Source organism: Pseudomonas hormoni (genome assembly GCF_018502625.1).
In the GTDB taxonomy this organism is placed as follows: Bacteria; Pseudomonadota; Gammaproteobacteria; order Pseudomonadales; family Pseudomonadaceae; genus Aquipseudomonas; species Aquipseudomonas hormoni.
Window position 1 is genome coordinate 506213 of sequence record NZ_CP075566.1, and the last position, 22620, is coordinate 528832.

Here is a 22620-nt window from a genome sequence, read left to right on the forward strand (position 1 = left end):
GTTTTTCTGCGTTGAAGCCTGGTGGTGCATGTTGCCGGTTTCTGCCTTGAAACCGAGGTGACGCCTTCGCGGGCAAGCCTCGCTCCTACAGGTCGGAGGGTGTTCGCAAAAATTGCGTACGACGCAAAACCTGTAGGAGCGAAGCTTGCTCGCGAAGCTGTTAGTGCTTGAACATCACATGCCGCACAACGGTGTAATCCTCCAGCCCGTACATCGACATGTCCTTCCCGTACCCGGACAATTTTTGACCGCCGTGGGGCATTTCACTGACCAGCATGAAGTGCGTGTTCACCCAGGTGCAGCCGTACTGCAAGCGGGCCGACAGGCGATGCGCGCGACCGACGTCCGAAGTCCACACCGACGACGCCAGGCCGTAGTCCGAGTCGTTGGCCCAGCCGAGCACCTGCGCTTCATCGGTGAATTTGGTCACCGACACCACCGGCCCGAACACCTCGCGACGGACGATCTCGTCGTCCTGCTGCGCGTCGGCCAGCACCGTCGGTTCGAAGAAGAAGCCGTTGCCTTCGACGGTCTTGCCGCCCGTGATCAAACGGATGTGCGGTTGCGCCACGGCGCGCTCGACAAACCCGGCCACCCGGTCACGGTGCTGCGCGGTGATCAGCGGCCCGAGTTCGGTCGCCGGATCATCCTGCAGGCCGTACTTGATGCTGCTGACCGCCGCACCGAGCTTCTCGACGAATGTGTCGTAGATGCCTTCCTGCGCGTAGATGCGGCAGGCGGCGGTGCAGTCCTGACCGGCGTTGTAGAAACCGAAGGTGCGAATGCCTTCAACAGCGGCGTCGATGTCGGCGTCGTCGAAGATGATCACCGGGGCCTTGCCACCCAGTTCCATGTGCATGCGTTTGACGCTGTCGGCGGTGCTGGAAATGATGTTCGAACCGGTGGCGATCGAACCGGTCAGCGACACCATGCGCACTTTCGGGTGGGTAACCAGCGGGCTGCCGACGGTAGGACCACGGCCGAACACCAGGTTGAGCACGCCGGCCGGGAAGATTTCCGACGCCAGTTGCGCCAGGCGCAACGCGGTTAGCGGGGTCTGTTCCGACGGCTTGAGCACCACGGTATTACCGGCAGCGAGGGCCGGGGCGATTTTCCAGGCGACCATCATTAGCGGGTAGTTCCACGGTGCGATCGAAGCGATCACGCCCACCGGATCGCGGCGGATCATCGAGGTGTGCCCGGCCAGGTATTCACCGCCGGCGGACCCGCTCATGCAGCGGCTGGCGCCGGCGAAGAAACGGAACACGTCGGCAATCGCCGGAATCTCGTCGTTCAGCGCAGCGCTGTAGGGTTTGCCGCAGTTGTCGGATTCGAGTTTGGCCAGTTCTTCGCCGTGGGCTTCGATGGCGTCGGCGAGTTTGAGCAGCAGCAGCGAGCGTTCTTTGGGCGGGGTGTGCGACCAGCTGTCGAACGCCGCGTCGGCGGCCCGCACGGCGGCGTCGACCTGGGCTTCGCTGGCTTCGTTGATTTCCACCAGCACGCGACCGAGGGCCGGGTTGAACACCGGTTGGGCGGGGCCTTCGCCGTCGAGCAATTGGCCGTTGATCAGTAACTTGGTTTGCATGGCGTTGTCCTCATTGCAGCTTTTATTTTTCTGTCGGAACCGGATCCCTGTAGGAGCGAGGCTTGCCCGCGAAGAGGCCATCACATTCAGCATTGATGTTGGCTGACACACCGCTTTCGCGGGCAAGCCTCGCTCCTACAGGATCCGGTTTCCACATTGGGTCTGAGTTGTCAGTTACTTCCCGCCACTCCCCGCCACGCTCTCACCGCCACGGGTCAGGTAGTAGGCGCCGAGTATCGGCAGCATGGTCACCATCATCACCAGCATCGCGACGACGTTGGTCACCGGCACGTCCCGTGGGCGGCTGAGCTGGTTGAGCAGCCACAGCGGCAGGGTGCGTTCATGGCCGGCGGTGAAGGTGGTGACGATGATTTCGTCGAACGACAGCGCAAACGCGAGCATGCCGCCAGCGAGCAACGCCGAGCCGAGGTTCGGCAGGACGATGTAGCGGAAGGTCTGCCAGCCATCGGCGCCGAGGTCCATCGAGGCTTCGATCAAACTGTGCGACGTGCGGCGCAACCGGGCGATAACGTTGTTGTAGACGATCACCACACAGAAGGTCGCGTGACCGACGATGATGGTGAACATCCCCGGCTCGATGCCCAGCGACTTGAACGTCGCCAGCAACGCGATCCCGGTGATGATCCCCGGCAACGCAATCGGCAAAATCAGCATCAGCGAAATGCCTTGCTTGCCGAAAAAGTCCCGCCGGTACAACGCCGCCGACGCCAGCGTGCCGAGCACCAGCGCGATCAACGTGGCGACGGAGGCGATCTGCAGCGATAGCTTGATCGCTTCCAGAACGTCCGGCCGCGAGAACGCCACGCCAATCCACTTCAGGGTGAAACCCTTGGGCGGAAAGCTGAACGCTGCGTCTTCGGTGTTGAAGGCGTACAGGAAGATGATAAGGATCGGGAAGTGCAGAAACACCAACCCGCCCCAGGCTGCGATTTTCAGTCCTAGAGAAGCTTTCTCAGAGTGCATCGAAGGCCCCCAGTCGTTTGACGATAGTCAGGTAAATGGCGATCAACACAATCGGCACCAGCGTGAAGGTCGCGGCCATCGGCATGTTGCCGATCGCACCTTGCTGGGCGTACACCATGCTGCCGACGAAGTACCCCGGCGGACCCACCAGTTGCGGCACGATGAAGTCGCCCAGGGTCAGCGAAAACGTGAAGATCGAACCGGCGGCGATGCCCGGAATCGACAGCGGCAGAATCACCTGCATGAAGGTCTGGCGCGGCTTGGCGCCCAGGTCGGCCGAGGCTTGCAACAGCGACGGCGGCAGGCGTTCCAGCGAGGCCTGAATCGGCAGGATCATGAACGGCAGCCAGATGTAGACGAACACCATGAAGCGGCCCAGGTGCGAGGTCGACAACGTGCTGCCGCCCACGCCCGGAATCCCCAGCACGAACTGCAACACCGGCTCCAGTCCAAGGTGCTGAACGAACCACTGCGCCACGCCGCCCTTGGCCAGCAACAAGGTCCAGGCGTAAGCCTTGACGATGTAACTGGCCCACATCGGCATCATCACGGCGATGTAGAAAAACGCCTTGGTTTTGCCCGTGGTGTAGCGCGCCATGTAGTAGGCAATCGGGAACGCGACGACGGCGCTGGCGATCGAGACCACGACGGCCATGCTCAGGGTGCGCAGGATGATGTCGAAGTTCGAGGGCTGGAACAGCGCGGCGAAGTTGGCCAGGGTCAGGTCGGGCGTGACCGCCATGGTGAAGTCGTCGAAGGTGTAGAAGCCTTGCCACAGCAGCACCAGCAACGAACCGAGGTAGATCGCGCCGAACCACAGCAGCGGCGGCACCAGCAGCAGCGACAGGTAAAAATTCGGCCGGCGATACAGCAGGTTGGAAAACCTGCGCAACGGCGAGCCGCCGGCCGGAGTTTGAGGGAGAGCCACGCTGGTCATCTCACACCCCGCCGGCAACGGTGTCGTGCAGCGGGATCATTGCTTCCCGCGCCCAGCGTGCGCTGATGCGTTGCCCGGTCTGATGTTGCGCGCTGACGTCCAGCCACTGGTTATTGGCCTGGCTGATATTCAGCGTCTGGCCGTTTTCCAGTTTCAGTTCGTAGCGGGTGGCGCTGCCCTGGTACTGAACGTCGTGGAGCAAACCACTGACTTCGATTTCGTGACTGGCCAGCGGGCCTTCGGCGAAACGCACGTGTTCCGGGCGAATCGAAAACGGCTGTGGATTACCGCTCAGCTGCTGCGCCAAATCGCCGCGAATCACGTTGGAGGTGCCGACGAATTCCGCGACAAAGGTGGTCGCCGGTTTCATGTAGAGGTTGCGCGGCGTATCGACCTGCTCGATGCGCCCCTTGTTGAAAACAGCCACGCGATCGGACATCGACAGCGCTTCGGTCTGATCGTGGGTGACGAAAATGAAGGTGATGCCGAGTTGGCGTTGCAGCTTCTTCAGCTCGCTCTGCATTTGCTCGCGCAGCTTCAAGTCGAGGGCGCCGAGGGGTTCGTCGAGCAGCAACACTCGAGGGCGATTGACCAAGGCGCGGGCCAGGGCCACACGCTGGCGCTGACCGCCGGAGAGTTGCACCGGCTTGCGCTCGCCGTAGCCGCCGAGGGCGACCATGTCGAGGGCTTCTTCGGCGCGTTTGCGGCGCTCTGTTTTGCCGACGCCTTTAACTTTCAAACCGTAGGCCACGTTGTCGAGCACGTTCATGTGCGGGAACAGCGCGTAGTCCTGAAACACCGTGTTGACGTCACGCTCATACGGCGGCAGCCCGGCGGCTTCGTGGCCATGAATCCGGATGGAGCCTGCGCTCGGTTGTTCGAAACCGGCGATCAGGCGCAAACACGTGGTTTTGCCCGAGCCGGAAGGGCCCAGCATGGAAAAGAACTCGCCGTCCTGGATGTCGATGGAAACCCGGTCTACGGCTTTCACTTCGCCGAATAGACGGGAAACGTTAGTGAACTGGACTGCAAGCGTCATGGTGCGGTGCTCCGAAAAGGCGAGGGCCGTCACAGCGGCCCTGCCAGGACATCTGAAAAGTCTGAATCGTGATCGATGTGCTTTTTGTGGCGAGGGAGCTTGCTCCCGCTGGAGTGCGGAGCACTCCCAAAAGGATTGATACGGTATGCCTGACAGACCGCATTGACTGATTTGGGGCGGCTTCGCCACCCAGCGGGAGCAAGCTCCCTCGCCACAGGGGCCGGTGTGTTATCTGCCGCCCATGATCGCGATGTAGTCCTGGGTCCAGCGGCTGTACGGCACGAATTTGCCGCCTTCAGCCTGCGGGGTTTTCCAGAAGGCGATCTTGTCGAACTGGTCGAAACCGTTGGTTTTGCAGCCTTCGGCGCCCAGCAATTCGCTCTCCTTGCAGCCCGCCGGAACCGACGGCAACGAACCGAACCAGGCGGCCAGGTCACCCTGGACTTTCGGTTGCAGCGAATGGTCCATCCACTTGTAGGCACAGTTCGGGTGCTTGGCGTCGGCGTGCAGCATGGTGGTGTCGGCCCAACCCGTTGCGCCTTCCTTTGGAATAACCGAGGCGACCGGCTGCTTGTCCGCCACCAGACCGTTGACCATGTAGCCCCAGGTGCTGGACGCCACGACGCCTTCGTTCTTGACGTCACTCATCTGTACGGTCGCGTCATGCCAGTAGCGGTGGATCAACGGCTGCTGCTTGCGAAGCAGTTCCAGCGCGGCTTTGTATTGTTCTTCGTTGAGTTGGTACGGGTCCTTGATCCCCAGCTCCGGCCGCTTCGACTTGAGATAGAGCGCCGCATCGGCGATGTAGATCGGACCGTCGTAAGCCTGAACCCGGCCTTTGTTGGACTTGCCGTCCGGCAGCTTCTGTTCCTCGAACACCACACCCCAGCTATCCGGGGCGGTCTTGAATACGTTGGTGTTGTACATCAACACGTTCGGACCCCACTGATACGGAGTGCCAAAGGTTTGTTTGTTGACGACGTACCACGGGCCATCCTTGAGGCGCGGGTCGAGGTTCTTCCAGTTCGGAATCAACGCCGTGTTGATCGGCTGTACGCGTTTGCCGGCGATCAACCGCAGCGACGCATCGCCCGACGCGGTCACCAGGTCGTAACCGCCCTTGGACATCAGGCTGACCATCTCATCGGAAGTGGCAGCTGTTTTCACGTTCACCTTGCAGCCGGTTTCCTTCTCGAAATCGGTCACCCAGTCGTAGGCCTTGTCGCTTTCGCCACGTTCGATGTAACCGGGCCAGGCGACGATATCCAGCTGACCTTCGCCGGCACCGACGGCTTTAAGCGGTTCGGCGGCCTGGATACTGGCACTGGCCAGCAGCGCGGTAGTGATTGCACTGAGCAGTGCGGTCTTGTGCACGAACATGGGAATTCCCTCTTCTTTAATTATGGTCGGGGCAGTTGTGAACGTGGTGAAGCATGCCGTTAGCGGCTTGTTATTAGCGTAGTCAGAGATGCTGTCCGTGGCGCGCCATGATGTGCCGCACCACGCTGTAGTCCTGGAGCGAATCGCTGGAGAGGTCTTTGCCGTAGCCCGAGCGTTTCAGGCCGCCATGGGGCATTTCGCTGACCAGCATGAAATGGCTGTTGATCCAGGTGCAGCCGTACTGCAACCGCGCGGCCACTTGCATGGCTTTGTCGAGGTTCTGGGTCCAGACCGAAGATGCGAGGCCGTATTCCGAATCGTTGGCCCAATCCACTGCTTGCTCGAGCCCGTCGAAGCGGGTCACGGTGACCACCGGCCCGAACACTTCGCGCTGGACGATTTCATCGCTCTGCTTACAGCCGGCCAACAGGGTCGGCTGGTAATAGAAACCAGCGCCGGAATGCACGGCCGCGCCGGTCACCCGCTCGATGTGCGGCTGGCCGAGGGCGCGTTCGACGAAACTGGCCACGCGGTCGCGCTGGCGGGTACTGATAAGCGGGCCAATTTCATTGTCGGCATCGCGTTTGCCGGCGAAGCGCAGGCTGCTGACCGCTGCGCCGAGTTCGGCGACCAGTCGGTCATGGATCCCGGCCTGTGCATAAATCCGGCAGGCGGCGGTGCAGTCCTGACCGGCGTTGTAGTAACCGTACGTGCGCACGCCTTCGACCACGGCCTGAATGTCGGCATCGTTGCAGACGATCACCGGCGCCTTGCCGCCGAGTTCAAGGTGCGTACGCTTCAGGGTTTTCGCCGCGGCTTGCAGAATTTTTTGCCCGGTGACGATATCGCCGGTCAGCGACACCATGCGGATTTTCGGGTGACTGACCAGGTGGCTGCCAACGCCTTCACCGCCGCCACAAATGATGTTGATCACACCGCGCGGCAGGATCTCGGCCAGCGCGGGCGCCAGGGCCAGGATCGACAGCGGCGTGTGCTCGGACGGTTTGAACACCAGCGTATTGCCGGCCGCGAGGGCCGGAGCGATTTTCCACGCGGCCATCATGATCGGGTAGTTCCACGGCGCGATGGACGCTACAACCCCAATAGGATCGCGGCGCACCATGCTGGTGTAGCCCGGCAGGTATTCGCCGCTGAGCTGGCCGGTCTGGCAGCGCACGGCGCCGGCGAAGAAGCGGAACACGTCGACTGTCGCGCTCAAGTCGTCCTGGCGGGCCAGGTGCAAGGGTTTGCCGCAATTCAGGGATTCGAGGCGGGCGAGCAGGTCGGCTTGTTTTTCGATGGCGTTGGCAATGTCCAGCAGCAAGTTCGAGCGTTGCTGTGGGGTGGTCCGCGACCAACTGGCGAAGGCACGATGGGCACCGAGGATCGCGGCTTCGACTTGCTCGGTGCTGGCTTCGGCGATGTGCGTCAGCACCTCACCGGTGGCCGGGTTGAGGATCGGTTCGACAAAACCCTGACCCGCGACCAGTTCGCCATCGATCAACAACGCGGTGAACAACGGGGTCTGCGCGCCAGCCATTTTTCGGGATCTCTTTTCTTGTGTGGCCATGCTGCTCCCAGTGACTGGGGCCCGGCCGTCTTATAGATGTACCAAGACTAGTGCCCGGACCCGAGGTCGACAAATACTAAATACTGAAGGTGGCGTTCGATTAAATAGATGGCTTACGCCCGCCATGGGGTTGCTCGCGAGCGACGGTCAGGAACGGGTCCACCAACGCCGGGCGTGCCGTGCCACGACGCCAGGCCAGACCGACGTCGAGGGTCTGGCTCAGGTCGGCGATCGGCCGCGCTTCGATGATGTCGCCCTCCAATGACCATGGGCGGTAGGTCATGTCGGGCTGGATCGACACGCCCAATCCTGCGGCCACCAGGCTTCGCACCGCCTCGGTCGAAGCGGTTCTGAGAGTGATGCGCGGTTGAAGCGACGCCGCCGACCACATGCGCTGGGCGTTGCGGTCCATTTCATCGACGTTCAGTTGGATCAGAGGCTCACGGGCCACATCGGCGAGGTTGATGCTGTCGTGTTCCAGCAGCGGATGCTGGGCCGGCAGCCACAACCGATGGGGCGAATGAGTCAGCACTTCCGTTTGCAGGGCGTGGCGGTCTTCGAGGTTGGAGAGGATCAACACGCCGACATCGATCTCGCCGCTGACCAGCAAATGCTCGATATACGGGCGCTCGTCCTCCATCACGCGGATCTCGACGTTGGGGTAGGCGCGTTGAAAACGGGTGAGCAAATCCGCGAGGTAGTAACCGGCGACGAGGCTGGTCACGCCGATGATCAATTGCCCGGCGACCTGGTCTGTGCTTTGTTGCAGGCTGCGCTTGGCGTTGTCGACCGTTGCCAGAATCAGGTGCGCCTGGCGTAGGAATTGATGTCCCTGGTGCGTCAGCGTCATGCCCTTGGCATGTCGGTTAAACAGCCCGACGCCGATTTCCTGCTCCAGTTGCTGGATGGCCAGGGTCAATGTCGATTGGGAAATGAACGCGGTTTGCGCGGCGGCCGAGATCGAGCCGGTCTCGGCCACGGCGATGAAATGGCGAATTTGACGCAATGTCATCATGAAGAATTACCGGTGGGCGGTTTTTATAGATTCGCTTGAGTGTATATCTTTTTAATCGATGGGCTGTTCGGGTGTTACAGGAGATGAGCAACATCTGGAAGTACTCTCGCCGGGAGGGGCTGGGCACTTTCGATCTAGGCTGGTGGCCTTAGTGTCCGGTTTACCCCTTTTGTGGAGGCGGCAAGAATGAATACCCGTGGATTGCTCGATCAGTTACTCAAATCTGGCCAGGACATGTTGCAGAACAAGGCCGGTGGCTCGCAGAACAAGGCGTCCAGCGGTGGATTGGGCGGGTTGCTCGGCGGCAGCGGTGGTTCGGGTGGCCTTGGCAGTTTGCTCTCGGGCGCGGGTGGAGGTGCGCTGGCGGCGGGCGCCATGGGCCTTTTGATCGGCAACAAGAAGGTTCGCAAGGTTGGCGGCAAAGTCGCCGTCTACGGCGGCCTCGCAGCGCTGGGCGTCATTGCCTACAAGGCCTACGGTAACTGGCAAGCCCAGCAAGGCACGGCGCCGAAGCACGAACCGCAAACCGTGGATCGCCTGCCGGCCGCCCAGGTCGAGCAACACAGTCAGGCGATTCTCAAGGCGCTGGTGGCCGCGGCCAAGGCTGACGGCCATGTCGATGAGCGCGAACGCGCGTTGATCGAAGGCGAGTTCACCAAACTCGACAATGATCAGGAGCTGCAACACTGGCTGCACGCCGAACTCAACAAACCGCTCGATCCAACCGATGTGGCGCGCGCCGCCAGCACCCCGGAAATGGCCGCCGAGATGTACATCGCCAGCGTGATGCTGGTGGACGAAGAGAACTTCATGGAGAAGTCCTACCTGGATGAACTCGCCCGCCAGCTGAAGCTGGAACCGGGCTTGAAGGCCGAGCTGGAAAAACAGGTGCGCCAGGCTGCCCTGTAAGTCTCCAGACCGCCTTCGCGGGCAAGCCATGCTCCTACAGGATTTGAGTCGACCACATGATTTGTGAGCGACACCAAGCCCTGTAGGAGCATGGCTTGCCAGCGAAGACGTCATCAACTACGCCACATCATTCATAGCTTTCCCGACGTTTTTCCTCTGGATGAGAAATGCCGCGCATCCGTCTTAAATATGAAACACCACCCTCGGCTATACTCCCCAGCATTTGAAACGGCCCCGAGGACTGACTGTGAAGAACTGGACGTTGCGCCAACGCATTTTGGCGAGCTTTGCGGTAATTATCGCCATCATGTTGCTGATGGTCGTCGTCTCGTATTCGCGGCTGTTGAAGATCGAGGCCAGCGAAGCCAGCGTTCGTGACGACGCGCTTCCCGGGGTGTATTACAGCTCGACGATTCGTGGCGCCTGGGTTGACAGTTTTCTCCAGACCCAGGAAATGCTGGGATTGAAGGAAGGGCAGGGCATCAGTGCCGAGGACGCCGCGGACTTCAAAAGCTTTGAAGCGCGTGTGCAGGAAGCGATGAGTAACTATCGCGCCACCGTCACCACGGATGAAGACAAGGTCGAATTCGCGGTCTTCGAAAAACTCCATGAGGATTACGGCAAGCTCCTGGCCGCCGTGCTCGACTTGCATAAGCGCAATCAGGAGGCCGAGGCCATCAAGTTGTTCAATGAACAACTGACCCCGGCGTGGACTGCCGGGCGCCTGAAGCTCAATGACATCCTCCGTGAAAACAAAGCGGTGGCCGACCAGGACATGGCGAACATCGATGACGCCGTGGGCACCGCGAAAATCATCATGGGCATCTCCCTGCTGGTGGCGATAATGGCCGCCGGCCTTTGCGGCCTGTTGCTGATGCGCGCGATCATGGCGCCGATGAACCGCATCGTGCAGATCCTCGAAATCATGCGCACCGGCGACCTCAGCAGCCGCTTGAACCTGGAGCGCAAGGACGAGTTCGGCGCCGTGGAAACCGGCTTCAACGACATGATGACCGAGCTGACGTCGCTGGTGTCCCAGGCTCAGCGCTCGTCGGTGCAGGTCACCACGTCGGTCACCGAGATCGCCGCCACCTCCAAGCAACAACAAGCCACCGCCACGGAAACCGCCGCCACCACCACTGAAATCGGCGCGACATCCCGTGAAATCGCCGCCACCTCGCGCGATCTGGTGCGCACCATGACCGAAGTCTCCACCGCTGCCGATCAGGCCTCGGTGGCCGCCGGTTCCGGGCAGCAGGGTCTGGCGCGGATGGAAGAGACCATGCACTCGGTGATGGGCGCCGCGGATCTGGTCAACGCCAAACTGGCGATCCTCAACGAGAAGGCCGGCAACATCAATCAAGTGGTCGTGACCATCGTCAAGGTGGCGGACCAGACCAACCTGCTGTCGCTGAACGCTGCTATTGAAGCCGAGAAGGCCGGTGAATACGGCCGCGGGTTTGCCGTGGTCGCCACCGAGGTGCGGCGTCTGGCGGACCAGACCGCCGTGGCCACTTACGACATCGAGCAGATGGTACGCGAGATCCAGTCGGCAGTGTCGGCCGGGGTCATGGGCATGGACAAGTTCTCCGAAGAAGTGCGCCGCGGCATGTCCGAGGTGCAACAGGTCGGCGAGCAGCTATCGCAGATCATCCATCAGGTTCAGGCGCTGGCGCCGCGGGTGTTGATGGTCAACGAAGGGATGCAGGCCCAGGCCACCGGTGCCGAACAGATCAACCACGCGCTGGTGCAGTTGGGCGATGCCAGCAGCCAGACCGTCGAGTCCCTGCGCCAGGCCAGTTTCGCCATCGACGAACTGAGCCAGGTGGCCGTCGGGCTGCGTAGCGGCGTTTCGCGATTCAAAGTCTGATGAGCGAACTCACGGCCAAACGCATCGCCGTTAAGCCGGCGATGCAGGCGTTGTTTCTGGTGTTTCGCATCGGCAGCGAGCGCTATGCCTTGCAAGCGATCGAGGTGGCGGAAGTGCTGCCGCGTCTGCCGTTGAAGCCGATTCCCCGCGCACCGGACTGGGTCGCCGGGGTGTTTGCCTATCGTGGCACGGTGGTGCCGGTCATCGACCTCAGTGCGCTGACGTTCGGTTTACCGGCTCAGGCCCGCACCAGCACGCGACTGGTGCTGGTCAATTACCGTCCGGATGAAACCGTTGAACCGCAGTTGCTCGGGCTGATCCTGGAACAGGCGACCGACACGCTGCGCTGCAACCCGGCGGATTTTCAGCCTTATGGCCTCGACAATCGCCAGGCGCCTTACCTCGGACCTGTTCGTGAAGATGCGCAAGGTTTGCTGCAATGGGTGCGTGTCGCCGACCTGCTGGATGAACAGGTCCGCGCATTGCTGTTTCCGTCACCGCCACTGGATCCGGCGTTGCTTGAGGAGCGGCCATGAGCAGCGATCAGCGGTTTTTCGATTTTCTCAAGGAACGCATCGGCCTCGACGTGACCTCGGTGGGCCCGGCGATCATCGAGCGTGCCGTGCGCCAGCGCAGCACCGCATCGCGGTCGCAGACGGCCGATGAGTATTGGCACACCTTGCAGGGCTCGCGGGATGAGCAGCAAGCGCTGATCGAAGCGGTGATCGTTCCCGAAACCTGGTTTTTCCGTTACCCGGAGTCCTTTGCCACCCTGGCGAAACTGGCGGCCAAGCGACTGGTCGACATCAACAACATGCGCGCGCTGCGAATCCTCAGCCTGCCGTGTTCCACCGGCGAAGAACCCTATTCCATCGCCATGGCGTTACTGGATGCCGGACTCAAGCCGCACCAGTTCAAAGTCGAAGGCATGGACGTCAGCCCGCTGTCGGTGGAAAAAGCCAAGCGTGCGCTGTACGGCAAGAACTCGTTTCGTGGCCAGGACATTGCGTTCCGCGACCGGCATTTCATCGCTGAAGGCGATGGCTATCGCCTCAGCGAGCGAGTACTGGAACAGGTGCGTTTGCAGGTCGGCAATCTGCTGGATCCGGCGTTGCTGGCCAACGAACCGCCATATGACTTTGTGTTCTGCCGCAACCTGCTGATCTATTTCGATCAGCCGACTCAACAACAAGTATTCGAAGTGCTCAAGCGCCTGACCCATGTCGACGGCGTGCTGTTTATCGGCCCGGCCGAGGGCAGTTTGCTGGGGCGCTTCGGTATGCGCTCTATTGGTATACCGCAGTCTTTCGCGTTCAGTCGTCAGAGCGCATCTGCGCCTGAACCTGTTCCAGCCTTTGTGCCGACACCGCTGCCGGCGCGTCAGCCGGTGCGCAGCGTGACGCCGCCACCCGTGCGCAACCGGCCTTTCGCAACTGTCACGCCGCTGCCGGTGGTGACGAAAGCTGCCAATCCGGACGCCGCCACGTTGCTGGCCAACATCGCCGCACTGGCCAACGAAGGCAAAAGCGCCGAAGCCCGCGCCGCGTGCGAAAGCTATTTGCGCAGCCATGAACCGGTGGCCCAGGTGTTTTACTGGCTCGGACTGCTCAGCGATGTCGCCGGCAGTGCCCTCGAAGCCCAGGGGTTCTATCGCAAGGCGTTGTACCTCGAACCGCAACATCCCGACGCGTTGATGCACCTGGCGGCCTTGCTGCAATCCCAGGGCGACACGGCGGGCGCCCGACGATTGCAGGACCGCGCCGCCCGCAGCGAGCGCGCAGACAGTGAGCGCAAACGATGACCGCCGCCGACACCTTTAGCCTCACCCATGAAGATGCCCAGGCCATCGACGATTGCTGGAATCGCATCGGTATCCACGGCGACAAATCCTGCCCGCTGCTGATCGACCACATTCACTGCCGCAATTGCGCGGTGTATTCGGCCGCCGCCACGCGTTTGCTTGACCGCTACGCGCTGCAACAGGACGACCGCGGGCAAGTCGCGGTCGCGGTCGAAAGCGATGTGAAAACCCGCTCGCTGTTGATGTTTCGCCTGGGCGAAGAATGGTTGGGCCTGGCCACTCGCAGCCTGGTGGAAGTGGCGCCGCTGCAAGCCATCCATTCCCTGCCGCACCAGCGTTCCCGGGCCTTGCTTGGCGTGGCGAATGTACGCGGCGCGCTGGTGGCGTGCCTCTCGCTGGTGGAACTGCTGGGCCTGGACGCCACCAGCAGCGTGGCTTCAGGCGCGCGCGTGATGCCGCGGATGTTGATCATTGCCGCCCACGGTGGGCCGGTGGTGGTACCAGTGGATGAGGTCGATGGCATCCATGCCATCGACGAGCACACCCTCGACGCGGCGTCCCGCTCCGGCAGCCAGGCGAGCGCCAAATACACCCGTGGCGTGTTGCAATTCAAAGGTCGCAGCCTGCGTTGGCTGGATGAAGAACAGCTGCTGTCCGCGGTGACCCGGAGCCTCACATGACCCCCGAGCAAATGCGCGACGCCTCGTTGCTGGAGCTGTTCAGCCTGGAAGCCGAGGCCCAGACCCTGGTGTTGAGCGCGGGTCTGCTGGCGCTTGAACGCGATCCGACCCAGGCCGATCACCTCGAATCGTGCATGCGCGCGGCCCACTCGCTCAAAGGCGCGGCGCGGATCGTCGGGGTCGACGCCGGGGTCAGCGTCGCCCATGTGATGGAAGATTGCCTGGTCAGTGCGCAGGAAGGCCGGTTGTATCTGCGGCCCGATCACATTGATGCCTTGCTGCAAGGCACCGATTTGCTGATGCGCATCGCCACACCGAACAACGCACTGGCGCCTGCGGAAATCGAGGGCTATGTGGCGCTGATGGCGCGCTTGCTGGATCCGCTGGCACTCGCCGCGCCGATCAGCACGCCGATTGCGCCGTTCATGACCGGACCAGAAGTCTCATCCGTCGAACTGTTGATTCCAGAAATAGAGCCGATCATCGCCGCGCCGTCAGCGCCCGACGTGCCGGCTGAGCCCGTCGCATTGCGCAACACCAAACGCACCACCGAAAACGGCGAGCGTGTCCTGCGGGTCACCGCCGAACGCTTGAACAGCCTGCTCGACCTGTCGAGCAAATCCCTGGTGGAAACCCTGCGGCTCAAACCGCACCTGGCCACCATGCAGCGCTTGAAGCGCATGCAAAACAATGGCCTGCGGGCACTGGAAAACCTCAATGTCCACCTCAAGGAGCAGACCTTGAGCCTGGAGGCCCGGGAAGCCCTCGACGATGCTCGCCGGTTGCTGGCGGAATCCCAGCAATTGCTGGTGGAAAAAAACGCCGAACTGGATGAATTCGCCTGGCAGGCCAGTCAACGGGCGCAGGTGTTATACGATACGGCGCTGGCCTGTCGCATGCGGCCGTTTGCCGATGTGCTGACCGGGCAAGTGCGCATGGTCCGCGACCTGGGTCGCAGCCTCGGTAAACAGGTACGGCTGGAGATCGAGGGCGAGAAAACCCAGGTCGACCGCGATGTCCTGGAGAAACTCGAAGCGCCACTGACGCACCTGCTGCGCAACGCCGTCGATCACGGCATCGAATCCCCGGAGCAGCGGCTGCTGGCCGGTAAACCGGAAGAAGGTTTGATCCGCCTGCGCGCGTCCCATCAGGCAGGCCTGCTGGTGCTGGAACTGAGCGATGACGGCAACGGCGTCGACCTGGAAAAGGTCCGCCGCAGCATCATCGAACGTCAGTTGTCCCCGCCGGACACCGCCGCGCAGCTGAGCGAAGAGGAACTGCTGACGTTTCTGTTCCTGCCGGGCTTCAGCCTGCGGGACAAAGTCACCGAAGTGTCCGGACGCGGCGTCGGCCTGGACGCGGTTCAACACATGGTTCGTCAGTTGCGCGGCGCGGTGGTGCTGGAGCAGACGGCGGGCGAGGGCAGCCGCTTCCACCTCGAAGTGCCGCTGACGCTGTCGGTGGTGCGCAGCCTGGTGGTGGAAGTCGGCGACGAGGCGTATGCGTTTCCACTGGCTCACATCGAGCGCATGTGCGACCTGGAGCCGGCGGACATCGTGCAGGTCGAAGGCCGTCAGCACTTCTGGTACGAGGGCCGGCACGTCGGATTGGTCGCCGCCAGCCAATTGCTCCAGCGCCCGGCGAGTCAGAACAGTCAGCAAACCCTCAAGGTCGTGGTGATCCGCGAGCGCGATGCGATCTACGGCGTCGCGGTCGAACGGTTTATCGGCGAGCGCACGCTGGTGGTTTTGCCGCTGGACGAGCGTCTGGGCAAGGTGCAGGACATTTCCGCCGGCGCCTTGCTCGACGACGGTTCGGTGGTGCTGATTGTCGACGTCGAAGACATGCTGCGATCCGTGGATAAACTGCTCAATACCGGTCGCCTGGAACGTATTGCCCGCCACAGTAATCAGGCGGTCGAAGCAGCGCGCAAACGGGTCCTGGTGGTCGACGATTCGCTGACCGTTCGCGAGTTGCAGCGCAAATTGCTGGTCAATCGCGGCTACGACGTGGCCGTGGCGGTGGATGGCATGGATGGCTGGAACGCCCTGCGTTCGGAGGATTTCGATCTGCTGATTACCGACATCGACATGCCGCGCATGGATGGCATCGAACTGGTGTCTTTATTGCGCCGGGACAATCGATTGCAATCGCTACCGGTTATGGTGGTGTCCTACAAAGACCGTGAAGAAGACCGTCGTCGTGGACTGGACGCCGGGGCCGACTATTATCTAGCCAAAGCCAGTTTTCATGACGACGCCCTGCTTGATGCAGTGGTTGAGCTCATCGGAGGAGCGCGAGCATGAAAATCGCAATCGTCAACGACATGCCCATGGCAATAGAGGCTCTGCGCCGCGCCTTGGCATTTGAACCGGCGCACGAGGTGATCTGGGTCGCCGGCAATGGGGCCGAGGCGGTACAACGTTGCGTGGAAAACACCCCGGACCTGATCCTGATGGACCTGATCATGCCGGTGATGGACGGCGTCGAGGCGACCCGGCGGATCATGGCCGAGACGCCGTGCGCCATTGTGATTGTCACGGTCGACCGCGAGCAGAACGTGCATCGGGTGTTCGAGGCCATGGGGCATGGGGCGCTGGATGTGGTCGATACGCCGGCGATCGGTGCCGGCAATGCCCAGGAAGCGGCGGCGCCGCTACTGCGCAAGATCCTGAACATCAGCTGGTTGATCGGCGACAAGGGCAATCGGGCGCGACCCGCGCCGAGTCCGTTGCGCCACTCGGGCTCCCGGCAAAAACTGATCGCCATCGGTTCGTCCGCGGGCGGGCCGGCGGCGCTGGAAGTGCTGCTCAAGGGGCTGCCGCGAGATTTTTCGGCCGCTATCGTGCTGGTGCAGCACGTCGACCAGGTGTTCGCCGCCGGCATGGCCGAGTGGCTCAGCAGCGCAAGCGGCCTGGACGTGCGCCTGGCCCAGGAAGGCGAGCCGCCGCAGGCGGGCACCGTGCTGCTGGCCGGCACCAACCACCATATTCGCTTGTTGAAAAACGGCACGCTGGTGTACACCGCCGAGCCGGTCAACGAGATCTATCGGCCCTCGATCGATGTGTTTTTCGAGAGCGTGGCCAGTTACTGGAACGGCGATGCCGTGGGTGTTTTGTTGACCGGCATGGGGCGCGATGGCGCGCAGGGGCTTAAACTCATGCGTCAACAGGGCTACCTGACCATCGCTCAGGACCAACAAAGCAGTGCGGTGTATGGCATGCCGAAAGCGGCAGCGGCCATCGACGCGGCTGTGGAGATTCGCCCGCTGGACAGAATAGCGCCACGATTGCTGGAGATCTTCACCAAATGACTACGCTTAGCAGCAATCCTGGACCAGGCAGTACTCAGGTGACCGCACATGAATGACATAAAGCTCGACGGCTTCAAGACCGACGAAAATGCCGCCATGGTGTTGTTGGTGGACGATCAGGCCATGATCGGCGAGGCGGTGCGCCGCGGGTTGTCGAATGAAGAAAACATCGACTTCCACTTCTGCGCCGACCCACATCAGGCGATTGCGCAGGCCATCCGGATCAAACCGACCGTGATCCTCCAGGATCTGGTCATGCCCGGCCTCGACGGCCTGAGCCTGGTGCGCGAGTACCGTAATCACCCGGCCACCAAGGATATTCCGATCATTGTGCTGTCGACCAAGGAAGACCCGCTGATCAAAAGCGCGGCGTTCGCGGCCGGGGCCAATGATTACCTGGTCAAGCTGCCGGACAACATCGAGCTGGTGGCGCGCATCCGCTATCACTCGCGCTCCTACATGACCCTGCTGCAACGCGACGCGGCGTACCGCGCGTTGCGGGTCAGCCAGCAGCAATTGCTCGACACCAACCTGGTGCTGCAACGGCTGATGAACTCGGACGGCCTGACCGGGTTGTCCAATCGCCGTCACTTCGACGAATACCTGGAGCTGGAGTGGCGCCGTTCGTTGCGTGATCAGAGCCAACTGTCGTTGCTGATGATCGATGTGGACTACTTCAAGTCCTACAACGACAGCTTTGGCCACCTCGAAGGCGACGAAGCCTTGCGCAAGGTCGCTACAGCCATCCGTGACGCCAGCGCCCGGCCTTCGGACCTGCCGGCCCGTTATGGCGGTGAAGAGTTTGTCCTGGTGCTGCCCAATACCACACCGGGTGGAGCGCGACTGGTGGCGGAAAAGCTCCGCCTGACCGTGGAGGCGCTGAAGATCCCTCACATTTTCCCCTGCGAAGGCTCAAGCCTGACCATCAGCATCGGCCTGTCGACCATGATCCCGCAGCCGGGCAGCGATAGCCGGCAATTGATCTCGGCGGCTGACAAGGGGCTGTACCTGGCGAAGAACAATGGGCGTAATCAAGTCGGCATCGAGTAACTTCCGACCGCATCTCCTGGCTGGCAAATACCCCTGTGGCGAGGGAGCTTGCTCCCGCTGGGTCGCGCAGCGGCCCCTCTTATCCGCAAAAAGAAGGGGACTGCTACGCAGTCCAGCGGGAGCAAGCTCCCTCGCCACAGATTTGCTCGGCGTTGGCTTTAATCATTCGCTGCTAAAGCCGCCAGGCGGGCTGCCGTGACAGTCTGATTACGTTATACTCGCCGGCTTTCAAAAGTTCGCCAACGAGTGCTGCCCGCCATGGAAATCAACCCGATCCTTAACAGTATCAAGGACCTGTCCGAGCGCTCCGAAACTATTCGGGGGTATCTTTGACTACGATCAAAAGCATGAGCGTCTGACTGAAGTCAATCGCGAGCTTGAAGATCCGTCTGTCTGGAACAACCCGTCGTACGCTCAGGAACTGGGCCGCGAGCGGTCCCTGCTGGCGCAGATCGTCGAAACCCTCGACGAAATGCACACCGGCCTGGCCGACGCCAAAGACCTGCTGCTGATGTCCGCAGAGGAAGAAGACCAGGCCGCCGTCGATGACGTCGCCGCCGAAGTCGAGCGTCTGCGCGAGTCCCTGGAAAAACTCGAATTCCGACGCATGTTCAGCGGTGAAATGGACGCCAACAACGCCTACCTGGACATCCAGGCCGGCTCCGGCGGCACCGAGGCCCAGGACTGGGCCAACATCCTGCTGCGCATGTACCTGCGCTGGGCTGACAAACGCGGTTTCGACGCGACCATCATGGAACTGTCGGCCGGTGAAGTCGCCGGGATCAAGGGCGCCACCGTGCACATCAAGGGCGAATACGCCTTTGGCTGGCTGCGTACCGAAATCGGCGTGCACCGTCTGGTGCGCAAGAGCCCGTACGACTCGGGCAACCGCCGTCACACCTCGTTCTCGGCCGTGTTCGTGTCGCCGGAAATCGATGACAACATCGAAATCGACATCAACCCGTCGGACCTGCGCATCGACACCTACCGCTCCTCCGGTGCCGGTGGTCAGCACGTAAACACCACCGACTCGGCCGTACGGATTACCCACGTACCGACCAACACCGTGGTCAGCTGCCAGAACGAACGCTCCCAGCACGCCAACAAAGACACCGCGATGAAAATGTTGCGGGCGCGCTTGTACGAGCAGGAAGTGCAGAAACGCAACGCCGCCTCGCAAGCCCTGGAAGAGACCAAGTCGGACATCGGCTGGGGTCACCAGATTCGCTCCTACGTACTCGATGCGTCGCGAATCAAGGATTTGCGCACTAACATCGAACGCAGCGACTGCGACAAGGTGCTCGACGGCGACATCGACGAATACCTGGTGGCCAGCCTGAAACAAGGCTTGTAACCCGCCAGTCAAGACCTCAAGTCCCCCGTCATCGGCGGGGGCAACGAACCTGTGATGGAATTTTTAAAGACATGAGCGACCTAGAACTCGACCCGCAAGCCCTGCAACAGGAAGAAAACTCCCTGATCGCCCTGCGCAAGGAAAAGCTGGCTGCCGAGCGCGCCAAGGGCAATGCCTTCCCCAACGACTTCCGCCGCGAAAACTACTGCGATCAACTGCAGAAACAATACGCGGACAAGACCAAGGAAGAGCTGGCAGAGGCTGCGATCCCGGTCAAGGTTGCCGGTCGCATCATGCTCAACCGTGGCTCGTTCATGGTGATCCAGGACATGACCGGACGAATCCAGGTCTACGTCAACCGCAAGACCCTGTCCGAAGAAACCCTGGCCGCGGTGAAAACCTGGGACATGGGCGACATCATTGCTGCCGAAGGTACCCTGGCCCGTTCCGGCAAAGGCGACCTGTACGTTGAAATGACCAGCGTGCGCCTGCTGACCAAATCCCTGCGCCCGCTGCCGGACAAGCACCACGGCCTGACCGACACCGAACAGCGCTACCGTCAGCGCTACGTTGACCTGATCGTCAACGAAGACGTGCGCCAGACTTTCCGCGTGCGTTCGCAAGTCATTGCCCACATCCGCAGCTTCCTGATGAAGCGTGACTTCCTGGAAGTGGAAACGCCAATGCTGCAAACCATTCCGGGCGGCGCGGCAGCCAAGCCGTTCGAAACCCACCACAACGCCTTGGACATGGGCATGTTCCTGCGTATCGCGCCGGAGCTGTACCTCAAGCGCCTGGTGGTCGGTGGTTTTGAAAAGGTGTTCGAGATCAACCGCAACTTCCGTAACGAAGGCGTTTCGACTCGTCACAACCCTGAATTCACCATGTTGGAGTTCTACCAGGCTTACGCCGACTATGAAGACAACATGGACCTGACCGAAGAACTGTTCCGCGAACTGGCTCAGCTGGTTCTGGGCAGCACTGACGTGCCGTACGGCGACAAAGTGTTCCACTTCGGCGAACCGTTCGTGCGCCTGTCGGTGTTCGACTCGATCCTCAAGTACAACCCCGAGCTGACTGCCGATGATCTGAATGACATCGACAAGGCCCGCACCATCGCCAAGAAAGCCGGCGCCAAGGTGCTGGGCTTCGAAGGCCTGGGCAAGCTGCAGGTGATGATTTTCGAAGAGCTGGTCGAGCACAAGCTGGAGCAGCCGCACTTCATCACCCAGTACCCGTTCGAAGTGTCGCCGCTGGCCCGTCGTAACGACGACAACCCGAACGTCACCGACCGTTTCGAGCTGTTCATCGGCGGCCGTGAAATCGCCAACGCCTACTCCGAGTTGAACGACGCGGAAGACCAGGCCGAGCGTTTCATGGCGCAGGTGGCCGACAAGGACGCCGGCGACGACGAAGCGATGCACTACGACGCCGATTTCGTTCGCGCGCTGGAGTACGGCATGCCGCCAACGGCGGGTGAAGGGATCGGCATCGACCGCCTGGTGATGTTGCTGACCAACTCCCCGTCGATCCGCGACGTGATCCTGTTCCCGCACATGCGGCCGCAAGCGTAAGTGTTTCAACTAAAAAGCCGCCTGAAATGGGCGGCTTTTTATTGCCTGTCTGGTACAAACGTATCAATTGGTTACTTTTGAAGTAAGAGAGGAATACCTGCCGTGAATCGCGCAATGGCTCTAGAAGGTGCAGCGGGTATCGCCACTGCGGTCGCTGAAAGCGTTCAGTACCAGGGCCGCAAGGCCAGCCGCCAGGGCAGTGAGCAGCGTCGACAGGACATTCTCGATGCCGCCATGCGCATTGTCGTGCGCGATGGCGTGCGGGCCGTGCGTCACCGTGCGGTGGCCGCCGAAGCCTGTGTGCCGCTGTCGGCCACCACTTACTATTTCAAGGATATCGATGACCTGCTCACCGATACCTTCGCCCAATACGTGGAGCGCAGCGCGGCGTTCATGGCCAAGTTGTGGGTGAACAACGAGGGCCTGCTGCGCGCGATGGTCGTCAGCGGCGACGGCAGTCCCGAGTCGCGCTCGCAACTGGCGGACGATATTGCGCGGTTGATGGCGGACTATGTCCATCGGCAACTGATCAACCGCCGCGAACATTTGATGGCCGAGCAAGCGTTCCGTCAGGAAGCGCTACTCAACCCTCGTCTGGCGGAGCTGGTGCGCTCGCACCAGCAGATTCTCCTGCAGGGCACGTGTCAGCTTTTCCAGGTTTTGGGTTCCCGTGAACCCCATCAAGATGCCAAAGTGTTGACGGCGATTATCGGACGGATGGAATATCAGGGCCTGCTCAACGACGCCGAGCCGGCCGCCGAAGCCGAAATGCTCGGTATCCTGACGCGGTACATGCATTTGGTATTGGCGTCGGTGTAAACCCGGAGTGCACCGCGCCCTGTAGGAGCAAGGCTTGCCCGCGAAGGCGATATGTCAGTCAACATAGATGTTGAATGTTAAACCGCCTTCGCGGGCAAGCCTCGCTCCTACAGGGGCGGTGTTCTTTCGGGGAAGCTTGTTCATAGGGAGTGTTGAATGAAAGCCTGGCGCGTCGTTGTGATCGCCTTGTCGTTCCTGCTGCTCAGTGGCTGCCTGGTGACCTTCAAGGAGCCACTGTCCACGAGCGACCCCGCGCCCAAGGGATTGCTCGGCAAATGGACCAGCACCAACGCCTGGGGCGAGCCGATGAACCTGGAGCTGACGCGCATCGGCGACAATCGCTATCAGGCGGTCAGCTACTTCAAGGCCAAGCCCAAGGAACGCGAAGCCTATCCCTTCACTGTCTCGCGCCATGGAAGCCGCTGGTACCTGTCGGCGAAAGTGCCGGCGCAGTTCGGCGGGCATTTCACCATTGCCGGTTTTGAACTCACCGACAAGCATGAACTGGTGGTCTACAACCTCGACCTCGAGCAGATCAACCAGGCCCTGGGGCAGAAAGCCCTCAGCGGTGAAGGTTTCCAGACCGACGATGGCGATGGCGTGCTGATCAACACCAACATGGATCAGGTCTTCGCTTACCTCGATGATCCGGCCAATTCCGACGTATTCGTCGAGGCCGTGCGCTATCAGCGCCTGGCCAAAGCCAAGTAAACCCAGCACATAACGGTTTTTCTACAGGA

General features: G+C 61.4%; 19 protein-coding genes. 12 read left to right on the forward strand and 7 right to left on the reverse strand.

Annotation, left to right across the window (positions count from 1 at the left end; all coding sequences use genetic code 11):
* Positions 1-160: 160 nt before the first annotated feature.
* From KJF94_RS02270 to KJF94_RS02300, 7 genes are all read right to left on the reverse strand, one after another.
* Positions 161-1585, reverse strand: coding sequence for a gamma-aminobutyraldehyde dehydrogenase (locus KJF94_RS02270; RefSeq protein ID WP_214380885.1), 1425 nt, complete (start codon positions 1583-1585; stop codon positions 161-163).
* A 174-nt stretch (positions 1586-1759) separates the two neighbouring features.
* Positions 1760-2569, reverse strand: a complete 810-nt coding sequence (locus KJF94_RS02275; RefSeq protein ID WP_214380886.1) for an ABC transporter permease — start codon at positions 2567-2569, stop codon at positions 1760-1762.
* Positions 2559-3506: an ABC transporter permease gene (locus KJF94_RS02280; RefSeq protein WP_214380887.1), complete on the reverse strand. Its 948-nt coding sequence runs from the start codon at positions 3504-3506 to the stop codon at positions 2559-2561. The genes KJF94_RS02275 and KJF94_RS02280 overlap by 11 nt, the downstream gene beginning before the upstream one ends.
* A 1-nt stretch (position 3507) precedes the next feature.
* A complete protein-coding gene (locus KJF94_RS02285) occupies positions 3508-4545 on the reverse strand; it encodes an ABC transporter ATP-binding protein (protein ID WP_084321914.1) in 1038 nt (345 codons plus the stop codon).
* Positions 4546-4773: 228 nt separating this feature from the next.
* Positions 4774-5925: a putative ABC transporter substrate-binding protein YdcS gene (gene ydcS, locus KJF94_RS02290; protein ID WP_214380888.1), complete on the reverse strand. Its 1152-nt coding sequence runs from the start codon at positions 5923-5925 to the stop codon at positions 4774-4776.
* Between the two features lie 82 nt (positions 5926-6007).
* Positions 6008-7495, reverse strand: coding sequence for a gamma-aminobutyraldehyde dehydrogenase (locus KJF94_RS02295; RefSeq protein WP_214380889.1), 1488 nt, complete (start codon positions 7493-7495; stop codon positions 6008-6010).
* Positions 7496-7595: 100 nt separating this feature from the next.
* A complete protein-coding gene (locus KJF94_RS02300; RefSeq protein ID WP_008072897.1) occupies positions 7596-8510 on the reverse strand; it encodes a LysR family transcriptional regulator in 915 nt (304 codons plus the stop codon).
* A 186-nt stretch (positions 8511-8696) separates the two neighbouring features.
* On the opposite strand from KJF94_RS02300, the gene KJF94_RS02305 reads away from it, so the two are divergent.
* The 12 genes from KJF94_RS02305 to KJF94_RS02360 all read left to right on the forward strand — a co-directional run bounded on the left by KJF94_RS02305 (position 8697) and on the right by KJF94_RS02360 (position 22591).
* Complete coding sequence (locus KJF94_RS02305; protein WP_214380890.1) at positions 8697-9419, forward strand: tellurite resistance TerB family protein; 723 nt, start codon at positions 8697-8699, stop codon at positions 9417-9419.
* A 247-nt stretch (positions 9420-9666) separates the two neighbouring features.
* Positions 9667-11289, forward strand: coding sequence for a methyl-accepting chemotaxis protein (locus tag KJF94_RS02310; protein ID WP_214380891.1), 1623 nt, complete (start codon positions 9667-9669; stop codon positions 11287-11289).
* On the forward strand, positions 11289-11825 hold the full coding sequence (locus KJF94_RS02315; protein ID WP_214380892.1) for a chemotaxis protein CheW: 537 nt from the start codon (positions 11289-11291) through the stop codon (positions 11823-11825). Before KJF94_RS02310 ends, KJF94_RS02315 begins: the two co-directional genes overlap by 1 nt.
* Entirely contained in the window at positions 11822-13090 is a 1269-nt protein-coding gene (locus tag KJF94_RS02320) for a CheR family methyltransferase (RefSeq protein ID WP_214380894.1), read from the forward strand. Before KJF94_RS02315 ends, KJF94_RS02320 begins: the two co-directional genes overlap by 4 nt.
* Positions 13087-13770, forward strand: a complete 684-nt coding sequence (locus KJF94_RS02325; protein WP_214380896.1) for a chemotaxis protein CheW — start codon at positions 13087-13089, stop codon at positions 13768-13770. Before KJF94_RS02320 ends, KJF94_RS02325 begins: the two co-directional genes overlap by 4 nt.
* Positions 13767-16076, forward strand: coding sequence for a hybrid sensor histidine kinase/response regulator (locus KJF94_RS02330; RefSeq protein ID WP_214380898.1), 2310 nt, complete (start codon positions 13767-13769; stop codon positions 16074-16076). The genes KJF94_RS02325 and KJF94_RS02330 overlap by 4 nt, the downstream gene beginning before the upstream one ends.
* Entirely contained in the window at positions 16073-17083 is a 1011-nt protein-coding gene (locus tag KJF94_RS02335; RefSeq protein ID WP_214380900.1) for a chemotaxis response regulator protein-glutamate methylesterase, read from the forward strand. Before KJF94_RS02330 ends, KJF94_RS02335 begins: the two co-directional genes overlap by 4 nt.
* A gap of 48 nt (positions 17084-17131) precedes the next feature.
* Positions 17132-18133, forward strand: coding sequence for a response regulator (locus tag KJF94_RS02340; protein WP_214380902.1), 1002 nt, complete (start codon positions 17132-17134; stop codon positions 18131-18133).
* A gap of 258 nt (positions 18134-18391) precedes the next feature.
* A protein-coding gene (gene prfB / locus KJF94_RS02345; protein WP_139272976.1) for a peptide chain release factor 2 occupies positions 18392-19487 on the forward strand; the annotation gives its coding sequence in 2 pieces (ribosomal slippage) (positions 18392-18463 and positions 18465-19487; 1095 coding nt in all).
* A gap of 71 nt (positions 19488-19558) precedes the next feature.
* Complete coding sequence (gene lysS, locus KJF94_RS02350) at positions 19559-21061, forward strand: lysine--tRNA ligase (protein ID WP_214380904.1); 1503 nt, start codon at positions 19559-19561, stop codon at positions 21059-21061.
* Positions 21062-21163: 102 nt separating this feature from the next.
* A complete protein-coding gene (locus KJF94_RS02355) occupies positions 21164-21880 on the forward strand; it encodes a TetR/AcrR family transcriptional regulator (protein ID WP_214380905.1) in 717 nt (238 codons plus the stop codon).
* Positions 21881-22036: 156 nt separating this feature from the next.
* Positions 22037-22591, forward strand: coding sequence for a hypothetical protein (locus KJF94_RS02360; protein WP_214380907.1), 555 nt, complete (start codon positions 22037-22039; stop codon positions 22589-22591).
* The last annotated feature ends 29 nt before the right edge of the window (positions 22592-22620 follow it).